Origin of the sequence: Polaribacter sp. P097 (assembly GCF_036864555.1) — a bacterium.
Lineage (GTDB): Bacteria > Bacteroidota > Bacteroidia > Flavobacteriales > Flavobacteriaceae > Polaribacter.
Map to the genome: position 1 here is coordinate 486,187 of NZ_JAZETJ010000002.1, position 15,143 is coordinate 501,329.

19 protein-coding genes and 1 other RNA gene are annotated in these 15,143 nt (G+C 29.2%); 10 read left to right on the plus strand and 10 right to left on the minus strand.

Going from position 1 to position 15,143, the window contains the following annotated elements; all coding sequences use genetic code 11:
- Window positions 1-143 precede the first annotated feature (143 nt).
- The 4 genes from V7R38_RS09450 (at window position 144) to rny (ending at window position 2,514) form a co-directional block, all read left to right on the plus strand.
- A complete protein-coding gene (locus V7R38_RS09450) occupies window positions 144-434 on the plus strand; it encodes a hypothetical protein (protein WP_334057889.1) in 291 nt (96 codons plus the stop codon).
- 13 nt (window positions 435-447) lie between these two features.
- Window positions 448-738, plus strand: coding sequence for a cell division protein ZapA (locus V7R38_RS09455; RefSeq protein ID WP_015480277.1), 291 nt, complete (start codon window positions 448-450; stop codon window positions 736-738).
- Between the two features lie 53 nt (window positions 739-791).
- A non-coding RNA gene (gene ssrS / locus V7R38_RS09460) (6S RNA) lies at window positions 792-898 on the plus strand.
- 47 nt (window positions 899-945) lie between these two features.
- Entirely contained in the window at window positions 946-2,514 is a 1,569-nt protein-coding gene (gene rny, locus V7R38_RS09465) for a ribonuclease Y (RefSeq protein ID WP_334057891.1), read from the plus strand.
- Window positions 2,515-2,561: 47 nt separating this feature from the next.
- On the opposite strand, the gene xerD is transcribed toward rny, so the two are convergent.
- Both xerD and V7R38_RS09475 read right to left on the minus strand, forming a co-directional pair.
- Entirely contained in the window at window positions 2,562-3,458 is an 897-nt protein-coding gene (gene xerD, locus V7R38_RS09470; RefSeq protein ID WP_334057893.1) for a site-specific tyrosine recombinase XerD, read from the minus strand.
- Window positions 3,459-3,521: 63 nt separating this feature from the next.
- Window positions 3,522-3,893: a TM2 domain-containing protein gene (locus tag V7R38_RS09475; protein WP_334057895.1), complete on the minus strand. Its 372-nt coding sequence runs from the start codon at window positions 3,891-3,893 to the stop codon at window positions 3,522-3,524.
- A 53-nt stretch (window positions 3,894-3,946) separates the two neighbouring features.
- On the opposite strand from V7R38_RS09475, the gene V7R38_RS09480 reads away from it, so the two are divergent.
- The 3 genes from V7R38_RS09480 to aroQ all read left to right on the plus strand — a co-directional run bounded on the left by V7R38_RS09480 (window position 3,947) and on the right by aroQ (window position 5,956).
- Window positions 3,947-4,861 carry a hypothetical protein gene (locus V7R38_RS09480; RefSeq protein WP_334057897.1) on the plus strand — a complete coding sequence of 305 codons (915 nt, stop codon included), beginning with the start codon at window positions 3,947-3,949 and terminating at the stop codon, window positions 4,859-4,861.
- A 112-nt stretch (window positions 4,862-4,973) separates the two neighbouring features.
- Window positions 4,974-5,462, plus strand: coding sequence for an outer membrane beta-barrel protein (locus V7R38_RS09485; RefSeq protein ID WP_334057899.1), 489 nt, complete (start codon window positions 4,974-4,976; stop codon window positions 5,460-5,462).
- Window positions 5,463-5,536: 74 nt separating this feature from the next.
- Window positions 5,537-5,956 (plus strand): type II 3-dehydroquinate dehydratase, encoded by a 420-nt coding sequence (aroQ, locus tag V7R38_RS09490; RefSeq protein WP_334057901.1) that lies wholly within the window; start codon window positions 5,537-5,539, stop codon window positions 5,954-5,956.
- Here aroQ and V7R38_RS09495 read toward each other — a convergent pair.
- From V7R38_RS09495 to V7R38_RS09510, 4 genes are all read right to left on the minus strand, one after another.
- On the minus strand, window positions 5,953-6,417 hold the full coding sequence (locus V7R38_RS09495; RefSeq protein WP_334057903.1) for a GNAT family N-acetyltransferase: 465 nt from the start codon (window positions 6,415-6,417) through the stop codon (window positions 5,953-5,955). The two genes, aroQ and V7R38_RS09495, sit on opposite strands and share 4 nt — an antisense overlap.
- A 7-nt stretch (window positions 6,418-6,424) precedes the next feature.
- Window positions 6,425-7,603 carry a lipoprotein N-acyltransferase Lnb domain-containing protein gene (locus tag V7R38_RS09500; protein WP_334057905.1) on the minus strand — a complete coding sequence of 393 codons (1,179 nt, stop codon included), beginning with the start codon at window positions 7,601-7,603 and terminating at the stop codon, window positions 6,425-6,427.
- A gap of 6 nt (window positions 7,604-7,609) precedes the next feature.
- The gene (locus V7R38_RS09505; RefSeq protein ID WP_187288765.1) at window positions 7,610-8,680 is read right to left on the minus strand and encodes a putative type IX sorting system protein PorV2; all 1,071 of its coding nucleotides are present in this window, start codon (window positions 8,678-8,680) and stop codon (window positions 7,610-7,612) included.
- Between the two features lie 71 nt (window positions 8,681-8,751).
- The gene (locus V7R38_RS09510; protein WP_334057908.1) at window positions 8,752-9,735 is read right to left on the minus strand and encodes a YheT family hydrolase; all 984 of its coding nucleotides are present in this window, start codon (window positions 9,733-9,735) and stop codon (window positions 8,752-8,754) included.
- A gap of 94 nt (window positions 9,736-9,829) precedes the next feature.
- On the opposite strand from V7R38_RS09510, the gene V7R38_RS09515 reads away from it, so the two are divergent.
- From V7R38_RS09515 to V7R38_RS09525, 3 genes are read left to right on the plus strand one after another with little or no spacing between them, the layout of a single operon-like run.
- Entirely contained in the window at window positions 9,830-10,555 is a 726-nt protein-coding gene (locus tag V7R38_RS09515) for a CDP-alcohol phosphatidyltransferase family protein (RefSeq protein WP_015480266.1), read from the plus strand.
- A 3-nt stretch (window positions 10,556-10,558) separates the two neighbouring features.
- Window positions 10,559-11,773: a sensor histidine kinase gene (locus V7R38_RS09520; protein ID WP_334057910.1), complete on the plus strand. Its 1,215-nt coding sequence runs from the start codon at window positions 10,559-10,561 to the stop codon at window positions 11,771-11,773.
- 1 nt (window position 11,774) lies between these two features.
- A complete protein-coding gene (locus tag V7R38_RS09525) occupies window positions 11,775-12,131 on the plus strand; it encodes a glyoxalase (protein WP_334057912.1) in 357 nt (118 codons plus the stop codon).
- Here V7R38_RS09525 and lptB read toward each other — a convergent pair.
- The 4 genes from lptB to V7R38_RS09545 form a co-directional block, all read right to left on the minus strand.
- A complete protein-coding gene (gene lptB / locus V7R38_RS09530) occupies window positions 12,121-12,864 on the minus strand; it encodes an LPS export ABC transporter ATP-binding protein (RefSeq protein WP_015480263.1) in 744 nt (247 codons plus the stop codon). The genes V7R38_RS09525 and lptB overlap by 11 nt on opposite strands.
- A 100-nt stretch (window positions 12,865-12,964) precedes the next feature.
- Entirely contained in the window at window positions 12,965-13,309 is a 345-nt protein-coding gene (locus V7R38_RS09535; RefSeq protein ID WP_015480262.1) for a carboxymuconolactone decarboxylase family protein, read from the minus strand.
- Window positions 13,293-14,114: a twin-arginine translocase subunit TatC gene (gene tatC / locus V7R38_RS09540; protein ID WP_334057916.1), complete on the minus strand. Its 822-nt coding sequence runs from the start codon at window positions 14,112-14,114 to the stop codon at window positions 13,293-13,295. The genes V7R38_RS09535 and tatC overlap by 17 nt, the downstream gene beginning before the upstream one ends.
- Entirely contained in the window at window positions 14,114-15,082 is a 969-nt protein-coding gene (locus V7R38_RS09545) for a KpsF/GutQ family sugar-phosphate isomerase (protein ID WP_334057918.1), read from the minus strand. Before V7R38_RS09545 ends, tatC begins: the two co-directional genes overlap by 1 nt.
- Window positions 15,083-15,143: the final 61 nt, after the last annotated feature.

Here is a 15,143-nt window from a genome sequence, read left to right on the forward strand (position 1 = left end):
ACAATATTTTTACGTAAAAATAGCAAAAATGATTGTTTATGTAAAAGGTTAGTTATCATAAGGTTATTAAAAAAGCGATTAAATGTTGTAATATTTAAAACAGAATGCTAACTTTGTAGAGATAGTTTATTCTAAAGTTTAAAATGAGTAACACACTAGAAGCAATTCATTTACTAGAAAAATCGTTGCAAAACCTTCTTTCTAATTATGAATTTTTAAAGAAAGAAAACGAAATCTTGCTTCAAAATAACACTTCATTACAAAAAGAACTTATAGAAAAAGAGCAAGCTTTAAGCGTTCAAAAAAAAGAATTTGAATCTTTAAAAATTGCAAAAACTATTGAAGGCAGTAGTTCAAATACAAAAGATACAAAGCTGAAAATAAATTCATTAATCAAAGAAATTGATAAATGTATAACTCAGCTTCAAGAATAAAGTTCTTTACATTGTGGGTAAATTAAAGATTAATATAGTTATTGCTGGTAGAACATATCCTTTAAGTGTGAATAACACTAAAGAAGAAGAAGGTATGCGTAAAGCAGCAAATGCTATTAATAAACTAATTGCTATGTATGAGCAAAACTATGCTGTGAGCGATAAACAAGATGTTTTAGCCATGTCTGCTTTGCAATTTGCATCTAAATTAGAAATACTATCTTTAAACAAAAACGACACAAATAAAGAAGAAATGCAAAAGTTAAATGAGCTTACCAATTTGGTAAAAACTCATTTAGAATAAGTTCATTAAAATACATTAACAACACACTGCCTACGTTAGTAATTGTTTATTAAACTCAACACTATTCTATTATGAAGGATGAGTCTTAACTACTAAAGCAAGCCACCTTGAGTGGATCCTTGAACAGTTAGTTAGTCCTATACATGTCATTATGGAGTTTAAAAAAAACCAACTAATGTAGGCTTTTTTTATATACAAATTTTAATTATGGAAGGAATAATACTTCCCCTTATTTTGGGAGTTTTAGTAGGAATCGCTTTTGGTTTTATAATATTTAAATCAATTGAGAAATCTAAAGGAAAGAAGATTTTAAATGGCACAAGAAAAGAAGCTAGCTCTATTCTAAAAGAAGCAAAGATTGATGCAGAATCAATTAAAAAAGATAAAATTTTACAGGCAAAAGAAAAGTTCATAGAATTAAAATCTGAACACGAAAAAGTAATTTTATCTAGAGAAAAGAAGATTTCTGATGTAGAAAAGCGAATTAGAGATAGAGAATCTAAAGTAGCTTCTGAACTTGATAAAAATAAAAGGTTAAATCAATCTTTAGAACAAAAAGAAAAAGATTATGATTTTAAGCTAGATTTCTTAGAAAAGAAAGAGAACGAACTTGAAAAAATGCATAAAAGGCATGTAGATATGCTTGAGCAAATTTCTGGTTTATCTGCAGAAGAAGCTAAAAAAGAATTGGTAAGTTCTTTAAAAGATGAAGCAAAAACAGAAGCTATGGCTTTTGTACAAACATCTATTGAAGAAGCAAAGCTTACTGCAGAGCAAGAAGCAAGAAAAGTTGTTTTAGGAACTATACAGAGAGTAGGTGTAGAGCAGGCTGTAGAGAATTGTGTTTCCGTATTTAACCTAGAATCTGATGATGTTAAGGGAAGAATAATTGGTAGAGAAGGTCGTAACATTAGAGCTTTAGAATCTGCTACAGGTGTAGAAATTATAGTAGATGACACTCCAGAAGCAATTATTTTATCTTGTTTTGATCCAGTTCGTAGAGAAATAGCACGTTTGTCTATGCACAAATTAGTAACAGATGGTAGAATTCACCCTGCTAGAATTGAAGAGATTGTAAAGAAAACCGAAAAACAAATTTCTCAAGAAATTATAGAAGTTGGTAAAAGAACGGTAATTGATTTAGGAATTCATGGTTTACATCCAGAATTGGTGAAAGCTGTAGGTAGAATGAAATATCGTTCTTCTTATGGACAAAATTTATTGCAGCACTCTAGAGAAGTTGCAAACTTATGTGGAATTATGGCTGCAGAAATGGGCTTAAATTCTAAGGTTGCAAAACGTGCTGGTTTATTGCATGATATTGGTAAAGTGCCAGATGCTGAAAGTGAATTACCACATGCTTTATTAGGTATGGAATGGGCTGAGAAATATGGAGAAAAGCCAGATGTATGTAATGCAATTGGTGCACACCATGATGAAATTGAAATGAAAAGTTTAATTTCTCCAATAGTACAGGTTTGTGATGCTATTTCTGGTGCAAGACCAGGTGCAAGACGTCAAGTATTAGATTCTTACATTCAGCGTTTAAAAGATTTGGAAGCAATTGCTTTTGGTTTTACAGGAGTTCAGAAGGCTTATGCTATTCAAGCTGGACGTGAATTAAGAGTTATGGTAGAAAGTACTAAAGTAAACGATTCTAAAGCTTCTGAGTTGTCATTTAATATTTCTCAGAAAATACAAAATGACATGACTTATCCAGGTCAGGTTAAAGTAACAGTAATTAGAGAAACTAGAGCTGTGAATGTAGCGAAATAGAATCTAAAAATTTATTGATATTAAAAATCCCACTTTTGTGGGATTTTTTATTTTCTAGGATGGTAAGTTTCCACAACTTCTTTTAAATAACTATTATCCAAATGTACATAAACCTCAGTAGTAGTTATACTTTCATGTCCTAACATTTGCTGAATTGCTCTTAAATCTGCTCCGTTTTTTAATAAATGGGTTGCAAATGAATGTCTTAGTGTATGTGGACTTATTTTCTTATTCAATTCAATTTTAATGGCCAAGTCTTTAAGAATGGTAAAAATCATTTGTCTGGTTAAACCTTTGCCTCTTCTATTTAAAAACAAAGTATCTTCAAAGGATTTAACGGATTTTACCTGATTTCTAATTTGATGAATATAAGTAGTAATGTATTTCTGTGCATTATAATGAATGGGTACAAAACGCTCTTTGTTTCCTTTTCCAGTTACTTTAATAAAGCCTTCGTCAAAAAAAAGATCAGATATTTTAAGTGTAATTAATTCACTTACGCGCAAACCACAACTGTACATAGTTTCTAGAATTGTTCTATTTCTTTCTCCTTGAGGATGACTTAGATCTATAGATTGAATCAGCGCATTTATTTCATCTTCAGAAAGTGTGTCTGGTAACTTTCTACCAATTTTGGGTGCTTCTATTAAATCTGTAGGGTTTGTTTCTCTAAAGTCTTCGAAAACCAAATAGTCAAAAAAACTGCGCAAACCAGAAATAATTCTTGCTTGGCTTCTAGGATTTACCTCTTTTGCAACCTCATAAATGAACTGTTGCACAATTTCTTTATCGATTTTTATAGGTGATATTTCAACATCATTTGCATTTAAAAATTGGGTTAGTTTATTTAAATCTCTAGTATAACTATCTATGGTGTTTTGAGATAAACCTCTTTCAATTTTTAAAAATAATTGATAATCGTTGATGGCGTTTTTCCAATTCATTAAATACTAATATAAAAAAAACCATCCAAAATTGGATGGTTTATAATTTAAAGTAAATATGTATTACAATGTTTCTGAATAACTACCATTTTTAGGCTGTAAATCACCAGTAATAATCATAATTAAATCTATAATATACCAAATACCTAATCCACCTAAGGTTATTAGTTTTAAAACACCTAAAAGGGTATAACCAAGGTAAAATCTATCAATACCTAAACCTCCTAAAAAGATAGATAGTAATAAAGCTGTTGTTTGACTTTTGCCTGAACTTGCTGCTGAAGAAAATGTAGTAACTTCTGATTTTTCTACCTTATCTCCTTTTACAACTTCTACAGTTTTTGTTTTCTTCTTTACAGGAAAAGAAGCTTCTGCATTAAAAGAGAATGCTAAAAAGGCAACTAGGAATGCATAAATAGTTAATGATTTTTTCATAATAACAAATATAATTTTAGTTAATTTGTTCTAAAGTTAACTAAAAAATATCTATGAAATTTAATTTTTGCTTATTAATTTGTTTGGTCGCTATTTTTAGTTTTAACGCTCAAGATCTTAAAAAATTCGATTATGAGTTACTTGGAGCAATTGTATTAGATGAAAATCAACTTATATCTTATAAAATTCAATTTAACTTAGAAAAGAATAATTTTATTCAAGGTTATTCTATTACAGACATTGATGGTGAAGATGAAACCAAATCTTATATAAGAGGTTACTACAATAAAAAGACAAATAAAATTCAGTTTAAAGAAAGTGATATTCTATATACCAAATCTAAATTTTTACCAGAGGAATTCTGCTTTGTAAGTTTTGAAGGAGATTTTAAAGGCGATTCGAATAAAAAGTTGTTAGATGGTAATTTTGTTGGTATTTACGATGATAAAGATACCTGTGCTACTGGTAAGATTAAATTAGTAGGTAAAAAATTCATTAAAAAGAAAGTTAAAAAGGTTTATAAAAAAATTAAGAAGGTAAAAAGAGTAGATAGTATTGTTAAAGACAACTTGAAGCCAGAGAATTATCTTAAAAAGTTTAGTGAAACTAAAATTAATTCTGGAGAAAAAGTTTCTGTATTTGTTTATTCTAGCAAAATAAAAATTGATGTTTGGGATTATGGAATTGAGGATGGTGATATAATTACCATATTACAAAATGATAAACCAGTTATAGAGAATATTAAAGTTTCAAGACGCAAACAGTCTTTTGTGTTAAACTTAAACGAAAAGGTAAATACCTTTAAAATTATTACTGTTGATGCAGGTAAGTTAGAAACCAATACTACTAAATTAAAACTGTTCGATTTTCGAAGAGAGTATGAGGTAGTTGCCAATTTAAAGAAAGGTGAAGCAGCAATATTAAACATTGTAAAACTTACTGTAAAGCCTAAGAAAAATAATAAATAACTCAAATTAATTCTCTTTTTACTGAATTGATATCGTTCTTAAAAATAGTGAATGAGTTAAATTGAAAATGCTATTATTTCTAGTTTCGTATTATAATTTAAAATTAAGAAATATGAAAAAAGTAATTTTAGTATGTGCTTTAGTTTTAAGCAGTTTAGCAGCAAGCGCTCAATTTACAGTAAGCGTTAATGGAGGTTTACCAGTTGGCGATTTAGAAGATGCAAGTTCTTTTGCATTAAGTGGAGATTTAGGTTACTCTTTTGCTACAGATAGCAATTTAATGTTAGGAGTTTCAGCTGGATTCATTAATTATTTTGGTGAAGAGTATGAGTTTTTAGGTACAACAGTAGAGGCAGAATCAATTCAATTTTTACCAGTAGCTGGTTCATTACATTATAGAATTTCTAATAATTTCTCTGCAGGATCTAAAATTGGTTATGCATTTGGAATTAATGATGGTAATGATGGTGGATTTTACTACAAACCAATGTTAAGTTACATGGTTGGTGATGCTACTAGTTTATCACTATTCTTTGAAGGTATTAGTGATGATGGTGCAAATGCAAATAATGTAGGATTAGGATTTACGTTTGCGTTATAATATAATATCAACAATAAATTTATAGGAGGCTTTTAGCCTCCTTTTTTTATGTAAATAATTGTATTTTTGAAGTTATGAAGATTATCATTATTAACGGACCAAACCTAAATCTATTAGGTAAACGTGAACCAGAAATTTATGGTTCGCAAACTTTTAAAGAGTACTACAGAACTTTACAAATGAAGTTTGATACTGTAGAGCTTAGCTATTTTCAATCGAATATAGAAGGTGAAATTATAGATAAGTTGCACGAAGTTGGTTTTGATTATGATGGAATTATTTTAAACGCAGCAGCTTACACGCATACCTCTGTTGGTATTGGTGATGCAGTAAAAGGTATAGAAACACCTGTTGTTGAATTACATATTTCTAACGTTCATGCTCGTGAAGATTTCAGGCATAAAAGTTTTATAGCTCCTGCTGCTAAAGGTGTACTTTTTGGTTTTGGTTTAAAAGGTTACGATTTGGCAATTCAGAGCTTTTTGTATTCTTAAAACTCTAAAATCATTTTTATATCTGCCCTTTCGTAATGTGAGTTTTCTTCTACCGGAATTTCCACAAAACCCATATTTCTGTATAAATGAATTGCAGTTTCTAAAGATCGATGAGAATATAGAATTATATTATCCCATTTTTTATTCTTAGCAAAATCTATACAGAATTTAACAAGTGATTTACCAATTTTTAAACCTTGAAACTTAGGGTCTACAGCCATTTTACTCAATTCAAAGTATGTTTTTTGATTGATTAATGAAACCACACCAACTATCTCATTTTTATATTTTGCAAAAAAGATATAGCCACCTTCATCAATAATATATTTTTTAGGCTTGCTAAGTACTTTTTCATCATAAGGCTCTATGTAAAAATATTTCTCTAACCATGCTGCATTTAAAGCATAAAATTGTTGTGAATATCCCTCTTTAAAAGAAATAATTTCTAAATCTGCATTCATGATTGTATTAAGATTTAGGTTTGAAATACGTTACTAAATATAAATATCTAACAAAAAATAATATCAATAAAGGAATTATTGAAGTTGGGAATAATTGTATTCCTGAAATCCATATCATTGGAATGAGGATTAGAAAACCAACTAGCACTATAAAATACTTATGAAACCAAGCTGAATTTCTTTGCTTTAGTAATAAAAAGCCTAGAATTAAATTGGGTGCAAATGCCCATAAAACATTAAAATTGTTAGGTGTTGTAGAATGGTCTGTAAAGAACCATAAAAAGACAATTAACACTCCTATAATACCAGTAACAAATAGTAATATGAAATCTAAAACTTTTGTTCTAACCCTATTTTTGTAGTCTTTAAAGGTTATGAATAAACCTAATAAACTCAGTAAACTAAAAATTAAAAAAGGACTTAATAAAGAGGTACTTTGCTCTAATTCATCATATTGCAAAATTGTATTTTCTTTTTTGACTAAGCTAGTATTTTCATTGTTTAATTTTACTGTACTATTTTTAAAAATTAAATAAACATAGTCTGGTAAATACATGAATTCTTTAAAATCAGCTTTTTGATCAAGTTTACTTCCTAAAGCCAAATTAATACCAAAGCTACCCCAAGTATTCCAAGGTATTTCTCTATTCATTAATTGTCTGAAAGATAGATTAGCTTCAATATCTTCATCATTCCAACTAATTTTATCACCTAAAACTTCTTGAGTAATATCTCTTAGTTTTGTAGCACAATTATTAAAATAAGGATCATAAAAATAGGAGGCATTTTGAGGTGCAGCATTTTTCTCTAAATACGTAAAGAAAGCTTGTTTTTCATCTCTAGTTAAATTTAATACTTGTTCTTTTATCCAACGTTTGTCAGTATTATAACCTCTTAAAAAATAATCAAAACGATATCTCCCTAATTTATAAATGAGCTTTCCTTTTGTAAAATTGCTATAAAAATTAGGTGCATTAAAATCGAACATTCCATAATTATAAATTAGATCAAGTTGTAAAACAGGATCTTTAATTCGCAATGCAGAATGACCAAAAGCCTCATACAATTCAGTACCAGGACCAGCAGTAATAATACTTACCTCAGAATAAACAGATAGTTGTAGTTGTGCAAAACTTGATTTAGCAAAAAATAAAAACAGTATATAAATTAAGTATTTTTTCTTCATGTAATGTTATCTTCTAAAAAAAGAATAATCGAAAGTAATAGAGAAAATATTAGAATAAAGTGCGTTTCCAACACTTCCTATATTCGTTAAAGCGTAATCTACTTGAATGCCTTTATAGTTAAAGCCAACTCCAAAATTGGGTTGTGTAGATAATGATTTTGAATTATCGAATTCTGTAGTGTATTGAAAATTACCAACACCTAACCTTAAATAAACGAGTTTTTCATAATCTAATTGCAAACCTAATGCAGGATCTATACTTGCAACTTCGGATGAAAAAATGTCATTGGTTTGTTCAAACCTTATATTCAAATCAAATTCGGATTGTAAGTTGAAGAAACGACCAATTTTCCAGTCTTTGGCAACACCAATTTGTAATTTTGGTTTGGTAATTTCTGTTGTTTCTGGCAATTCTTGATTTTGACCAGGAATGGCATTTCTTATACTTTCAAACTCTTCTTCATCTATAGCCCAACTATTGTAAGTTGTAGTTAAATCTCTAGCCATTACCCCAAATTTCCAAGAATTTCTCTCAAATTGAAGTCCGACATCAAAGCCAAAACCCCAAGAAGTAGCAAAATCACCAATAATTCTTCGAATTAACTTTGCATTCACCCCAAGTTTTAAATCCTTGAAAATTAAATTTCTAGCGTAAGAAAAGTTAAATGCATAATCAGCAGCAGAAAAAAGGCTAATTCTATTAAAATCTATATTACCATCGTTATCAATTAGAGCTGTGGTATTTAAAATATCATCTACTCCAAATCGAATTACGGAAATACCCAAAGCACTTTGTTTATCTATGGGCATAGCAAATGCAGCATGATTGTAATTGGCAATTCCTGCAAAATAAGAAGAGTGCATTAATGAGCCTTGATAATCTTCTATACCTACTAAACCTGCAGGATTCCAGTAACTAGCATTTACATTATTTGTAGTTGCAACAACAGCTTTACTCATACCTAAAGCAGCTGCATCTACACCAATATTTAAAAATTCGTTGGAATAATTTCTAAATGCTTGTGCACTTAAAAGGGAAGAAAAAAGTATACTAAGAAGTAAAAATTTGTATTTCACAAAATTGAAAATTACCAATAACAAATATCTAAAAACCTACTAAAATAACAGTTCTTTTTAACAGTTATTGTTTAGGGCATATCAATATTGATGTTTCTCTGAATAAACTTTGCAATTCTTTCTTCTAGCCAAGTATTATCTGATGGTTTAAAAGAAGACATAAACCCACAATGACCTCCATACTTGGTGATTTCTAAAAAGAAATTATCTGAAGTCTTAGCTTGTTCTTTCGGATAACACTCTTTAGATAAGAAAGTATCGTCTTTAGCATTAATAAGTAGTGTAGGTCTATTAATAGAAGGAATGTAAGGTTTAGAACTAGCTTTCTGCCAATAATCTTCAGGACTTTCAAATCCGAAAACAGGCACTGTATATAAATGCTCTAAGTGTTTAAATTTGGTTGCTTTAAACAGTTTGTCTTTGTCTAATTTATATTCAGGAAACTTATGTGCTTTTTCTAAAATTTTATTTTTCATGGTTTTAAAAAACACTTCCATATAGAGTTTATTCTTTAATTTATCCATTTCTTTTTCTGCAGAAGCAATATCTACAGGCACAGAACAAGCAATACCTCCTTTAATTTCTGATGGCAATTCTTTTCCTTGTTCCCCTAAATATTTAAGGGTTAAGTTACCACCTAAACTAAAACCAATAATTACAATATTTTCGTAGCTATATTTATCTAAAAGATGATTCATTACAAAACTAACATCCTCAGTTTTTCCACTATGATAAGTAGCAAGCAGGTTATTATCTTCGCCACTGCAACCTCTTAAATTAATGCAAACTGCATCTAAGTTTTTATTATTAAGATGTTTAATAGTTGCTGTAATGTAATGAGAAGATGAACTACCTTCTAAGCCATGAATTAAAACTGCCAAGGTCTTAGAACCAACTTTTGAAAAATCTAAATCTAGAAAATCATTATCCCAAGTATGTAATCTTTCTCTTTTATAGTTAACAACACCTTTCATAAATAATGGTCTGTACATGGTATTAAAATGACCATTTCTAAAAGGAATGGTTGGCGAAAAATTAGAAGGTAAAATTGGCATCTGTATAATTATATGACAAATATGACAAAAAATTAACAATATAGAAAACAACCCAATTTGCTTTTATTACTTTAGCTATATCAAAAAAAACACAATGAAGATTAAACAACATATACCAAATTTAATAACGCTTGGAAATTTATTATGTGGAACAATTGCAACTATTTACGCTGTTTCAGGTGATTTTAGTTATGCAGCTTTATTTGTAGTTTTAGGTATTGTCCTTGATTTTTTTGATGGATTTGTGGCAAGGCTGTTAAAAGTTTCTGGTGAGTTAGGTAAACAATTAGATTCTTTAGCTGATATGGTTACAAGTGGAGTAGTACCAGGTGTAATTATGTTTAAACTTATAGAATTGAATTTTTTTGGAGAAACTGAATTTTATAATGATTCATTTTTAGATGTTGCATTAATTGGTTTGTTGCTAACATTAGCAGCTTGTTACAGGTTAGCTAATTTTAATTTAGATACCAGACAAACAGATTCCTTTATTGGTTTGCCAACGCCAGCAATGTGTTTGTTTGTAATATCATTACCATTAATCTATGAGAATTCTAATATCGATTTTGTAAATAATTTAATTGGCAGCAATTACTTTTTAATTATTGTAACCTGTACTTTAAGTTATTTAATGAATGCAGAAATACCATTATTCTCTTTAAAACTCAAGAGTTTTTCTGTTCAAAAGAATTGGTTTGTTTATTTATTTTTAATCATTTCGTTATTATTTATAATTTTCTTAAATTACATCTCAATTCCAATCATTATAATATTGTATGTTCTTTTATCGATACTAAAGAACGTAGTAACTAAGAAATAATAGATGATCATTGCAACTCCCCCAAAAGACGAATCTGAAAGATTAAAATCTTTACAGAATTATAAAATTCTAGACTCTTTGCCAGAAGAAGACTATGATGCTATTGCTAAAATAGCTTCAAGTATTTGTAATACACCAATTGCGCTTATATCTTTAATAGATAAAGACAGGCAATGGTTTAAAGCAAATCATGGTTTAGATGCAAGAGAAACACCAAGAGATTTTGCTTTTTGTGCCCATAGCATTTTAGAACCAGATGAATTGTTCATCATAAATGATGCTACCAAAGACGATCGCTTTTTCGATAATCCATTAACTACAGGAGATCCTAACGTAATTTTTTATGCAGGTGCACCTTTAAACACTGAAGATGGCTATCCTTTAGGAACTTTATGTGTAATTGATAATGAGCCTAAAACTTTAAATGAAGAGCAAAAAGAAGCATTAAAATTACTTGCAAATCAGGTAGTAAACTTACTGGAACTTAGAAAGAAAAACCGCGAACTTGAAAATGTAAATAAAGAAGTTTCTAACTTAAATGAGCAATTAAATAATTTTGCATATCGTTTAACTCACGATTTAAAATCGCCTATAAATGGAGTGAATTTTTTGGTGGAAGTTTTAAAAACAGATCATGCAGCTTTATTTATTGATGAAGAAGCTAAGAATTATTTGAATTTAATTGCTGATAGAATGGGTTACATGAGTAACCTTGTAGATGATATATTGCATTATACTAAAGTGAATAATGAGAATATTGTTTACAGTAAATTTAATATCCAGGAGACAATAGAGAGCATTATAACCAATATTGACCATGAAAACTTGGTGTCTTGTTCTTACAATTTAGTTAAAACTTCTATAATTAGTTCTAAAATAGGATTGATGCAAGTTTTTCAAAACTTGATATCAAATTCTATTAAGTTTACAGATAAAGAAAACGTTGAGTTAAGCATTGAACTTACTAAAGATAACGAGTATTATACTTTTGTTTATTGTGATAATGGACCAGGAATTCCAAAAGCATATCGAGATAAAGTTTTTAATATGTTTGAAACACTTTCTAATGAAAAAAATAATAATACAGGTATTGGTTTAACCACAGTAAAATCTATAATAGAAAGGCTAGGAGGTACGTATTCTTTAGAAGATCCTGCTGATAATGCTGAAGGAATTTGTTTTCAATTTAAAGTGTTAATTAAAGATATTACAGCATAAAATGTTTAAATCTGTTAGAGCTTTTATTGGCGCAAAAAACTTTGAAGAGTCAAAAAAGTTCTATCAAGATTTAGGTTTTAGCTATGTAGATTTAGACAGTATGCTTTATTTTTCTATTCATGATAATTTAGGCTTCTATTTACAAAAAGCTTATGTAAAAGATTGGGTAGATAATTCAATGTTATTTTTAGAAGTTGAAAATCTAACTGAATATTGGAAAGAAATTAAAGCGAAAAAATTAGATAAGAAATACGAAAAAGTTCGTTTATCTAAAATTGTTAAGAATGATTGGGGACAAGAATTCTTTTTGCATGACCCTTCAGGAATTCTTTGGCATATAGGAAATTTTAAGAGCTAAAAACACGTTTCTTTTTAAGCTCAAAGTCTTTTCCTAAATATACTTTTCTTACCATTTCATCTGCTGCCAATTCTTCTGGTGTTCCTTCCTTCAGAATGCTTCCATTATACATCAAATACGTTTTATCAGTAATGGCTAAAGTAGCTTGCACATCATGATCGGTAATAAGAATACCAATATTTTTATCTTTCAACTGAGCTACAATACTTTGAATATCTTCAACAGCAATAGGGTCTACACCTGCAAAAGGCTCATCTAATAAAATAAATTTAGGATCAGAAGCCAAACAACGTGCAATTTCGGTTCTTCTACGCTCACCACCAGATAGTAAATCTCCTCTATTTTTACGTACATGACCTATATTGAATTCCTCAATTAAAGACTCTAGTTTCATTTTCTGTTCTTTTTTAGAAAGATCAGTAAATTGTAAAACAGACATGATATTATCTTCTACAGACAATTTTCTAAAGACAGATGCTTCTTGAGCCAAATAACCAATACCTTTCTGAGCACGCTTGTACATTGGGTCTTTAGTTATTTCTAAATCATTCAAAAATATTTGGCCAGAATTTGGTTTTATCATACCAACAATCATGTAAAAAGATGTGGTTTTACCAGCACCATTTGGGCCTAATAAACCAATAATTTCACCTTGCTGTACTTCTAAAGAAATGCCTTTTACAACCTTTCTACTACCATAAAGTTTTTGAATATTATCTGCTCTTAAAATCATAGAATTAAAACGAATCTTAATTAAATACTAGGTAAATGTAGGTAATCTAAATCTAAATCCTCTTAATAGAATCTTAAACGTTACCTATTGTTGAATAGATTTATTCGTTTTCTAACGCTTCCCAATATTCTACAGCTCTTCGTAAATGAGGAATTACAATAGTACCTCCAATAAGATTGGCAATAGATAATGTTTCCATTACTTCTTCTTTCGTAACTCCGTTTTTCATAGAAGCCTCTAGGTGATATTGTACACAATCATCACATCTTAAAACCATAGATGCAACTAAGCCTAATAATTCTTTTGTTTTTACAGGTAAATGACCTTCTTTAAAGGCATTTGTATCTAGGTTAAAAATTCTTTTGATAACCTTATTATCTGAAGCTAAAATTTTATCGTTCATTTTCTGACGATAATCATTAAATTCTTTAACTTTTGTTGGCATTCTTTTCTTGATTTTTTATAACTCTTGCTGAAACTCTTATACTTATTTCGTACAATATTAAAATTGGTATTGCTACAATAACTTGACTGGCAACATCTGGAGGCGTAATAATAGCTGCTAATATTAATACAACTACTAATGCATGCTTTCTATATTTTCTTAAAAATTCTGGTGTTATTAAACCTATTTTGGTTAGAAAATAGATTAACACAGGTAGCTCAAATAAAACTGAAACCCCTAATAACATATTAGTTACTAAGCCAATATGAGATTCTAATGTAAAACTGTTTTCAATTGCTTCTGTAATTTGATAATTGTATAAAAACTGAATTGATATTGGTGCAATTACGTAGAAACTAAAAAAGACACCTATAAAAAATAAGAAAGAAGCAATTAAGATAAAACCTCTAGATTTTTTAATTTCTTTTTCAGTTAGTCCTGGAGAAACAAATCTCCAAATTTCCCATAAAATATAAGGGAAAGCAACTATCACTCCTAAAATTAATGAAGACCAAATAGAGTTCATTAACTGTGATGTTACTTTAATACTCTGTAATTTCTTTTCTCCAAAATTGATGCTACAAAAAGAGCTATCCATTCCAAATAAATTAAAAAAATCACAAAACAATTGATAGGTAATAAAATCTGGTTGAAGATGAGCTAAAAGAAAATGTGTATACACTTGTTTGGCAAAAACAAAAAATACAATTGCAAGTATAAATATTGCAGCTGCACTTCTAACCAAATGCCATCTTAATTCTTCTAAATGTCCTAAAAAAGACATTTCTTTTTGTTCTGCAGCCATTAAAAGATTCCTTCCTTTATTAAATCATGCAAATGTACAACTCCTGCGTAATTATTATTGTCATCTACAGCTAAAATTTGTGTAATACTATCATTTTCTAATGCCTCTAATGCTTCTATAGCCATTGCTTCAGAATTTATAGTTTTTGGGTTTTTACCCATAATGTCTTTCGCTGTAAAGTTTTCTATTTGCGTTGTTTTGGTAAGCATTCTTCTAACATCTCCATCAGTGATAATTCCAACAATGGTATCATTGTCCATAACAGCTGTAACTCCAAGTCTTTTTTCTGAAATTTCAACAATTACCTTAGCAATCGAATCGTCTTTTTCTACTTTAGGCAATTCATTATTTTTAATCAAATCAGAAACACGTAAATACAATCTTTTACCTAATGCACCTCCTGGATGATATTTGGCAAAGTCTTTACTTGTAAAACCCTTTAATTTTAATAAACAAACTGCAAGAGCATCACCCATAACTAATTGAGCAGTAGTACTTGTAGTTGGTGCTAAATTATTTGGACAAGCTTCCTTTTCTACAAAAGTATTTAATACAAAGTCTGCATTTTTGCCTAAAAAAGAATCAATATTTCCTGTAATGGCAATTACTTTATTTCCATAATTTTTTATTAAGGGAAGTAAAACTTTAATTTCTGGAGTGTTACCACTTTTAGATATACAGATTACAACATCATCTTCTAAAACATTTCCTAAATCTCCATGAATGGCATCTGCAGCATGCATAAAAACTGCTGGTGTTCCAGTAGAATTAAAGGTTGCTACTATTTTTGTAGCAATGTTAGCACTTTTTCCAATACCAGTAATAATAACTCTACCTTTTGAATTATATATGCAATTTATAGCGTTTTCAAAATTGATATCTACTAGTTCTGCCATTTGAGAAATAGCTTTACTTTCAGCTAAAATTGTCTCTTTAGCATTGGCAATTATTGATGATTTATCTTTCAAGTTTTATATTTTTTCAGAATAAAAAAAAGTTATATCTTTAGATATAGGAAACAGGCAAATT

Coding starts and splice junctions, on each gene's coding strand:
- V7R38_RS09450 (WP_334057889.1), top strand. CDS start 144: ATGAGTAACACACTAGAAGCAATTCATTTACTAGAAAAATCGTTGCAA.
- rny (WP_334057891.1), top strand. CDS start 946: ATGGAAGGAATAATACTTCCCCTTATTTTGGGAGTTTTAGTAGGAATC.
- xerD (WP_334057893.1), bottom strand. CDS start 3,458: ATGAATTGGAAAAACGCCATCAACGATTATCAATTATTTTTAAAAATT.
- V7R38_RS09475 (WP_334057895.1), bottom strand. CDS start 3,893: ATGAAAAAATCATTAACTATTTATGCATTCCTAGTTGCCTTTTTAGCA.
- V7R38_RS09480 (WP_334057897.1), top strand. CDS start 3,947: ATGAAATTTAATTTTTGCTTATTAATTTGTTTGGTCGCTATTTTTAGT.
- V7R38_RS09485 (WP_334057899.1), top strand. CDS start 4,974: ATGAAAAAAGTAATTTTAGTATGTGCTTTAGTTTTAAGCAGTTTAGCA.
- aroQ (WP_334057901.1), top strand. CDS start 5,537: ATGAAGATTATCATTATTAACGGACCAAACCTAAATCTATTAGGTAAA.
- V7R38_RS09495 (WP_334057903.1), bottom strand. CDS start 6,417: ATGAATGCAGATTTAGAAATTATTTCTTTTAAAGAGGGATATTCACAA.
- V7R38_RS09500 (WP_334057905.1), bottom strand. CDS start 7,603: ATGAAGAAAAAATACTTAATTTATATACTGTTTTTATTTTTTGCTAAA.
- V7R38_RS09510 (WP_334057908.1), bottom strand. CDS start 9,735: ATGCCAATTTTACCTTCTAATTTTTCGCCAACCATTCCTTTTAGAAAT.
- V7R38_RS09515 (WP_015480266.1), top strand. CDS start 9,830: ATGAAGATTAAACAACATATACCAAATTTAATAACGCTTGGAAATTTA.
- V7R38_RS09520 (WP_334057910.1), top strand. CDS start 10,559: ATGATCATTGCAACTCCCCCAAAAGACGAATCTGAAAGATTAAAATCT.
- V7R38_RS09525 (WP_334057912.1), top strand. CDS start 11,775: ATGTTTAAATCTGTTAGAGCTTTTATTGGCGCAAAAAACTTTGAAGAG.
- lptB (WP_015480263.1), bottom strand. CDS start 12,864: ATGATTTTAAGAGCAGATAATATTCAAAAACTTTATGGTAGTAGAAAG.
- V7R38_RS09535 (WP_015480262.1), bottom strand. CDS start 13,309: ATGCCAACAAAAGTTAAAGAATTTAATGATTATCGTCAGAAAATGAAC.
- tatC (WP_334057916.1), bottom strand. CDS start 14,114: ATGGCTGCAGAACAAAAAGAAATGTCTTTTTTAGGACATTTAGAAGAA.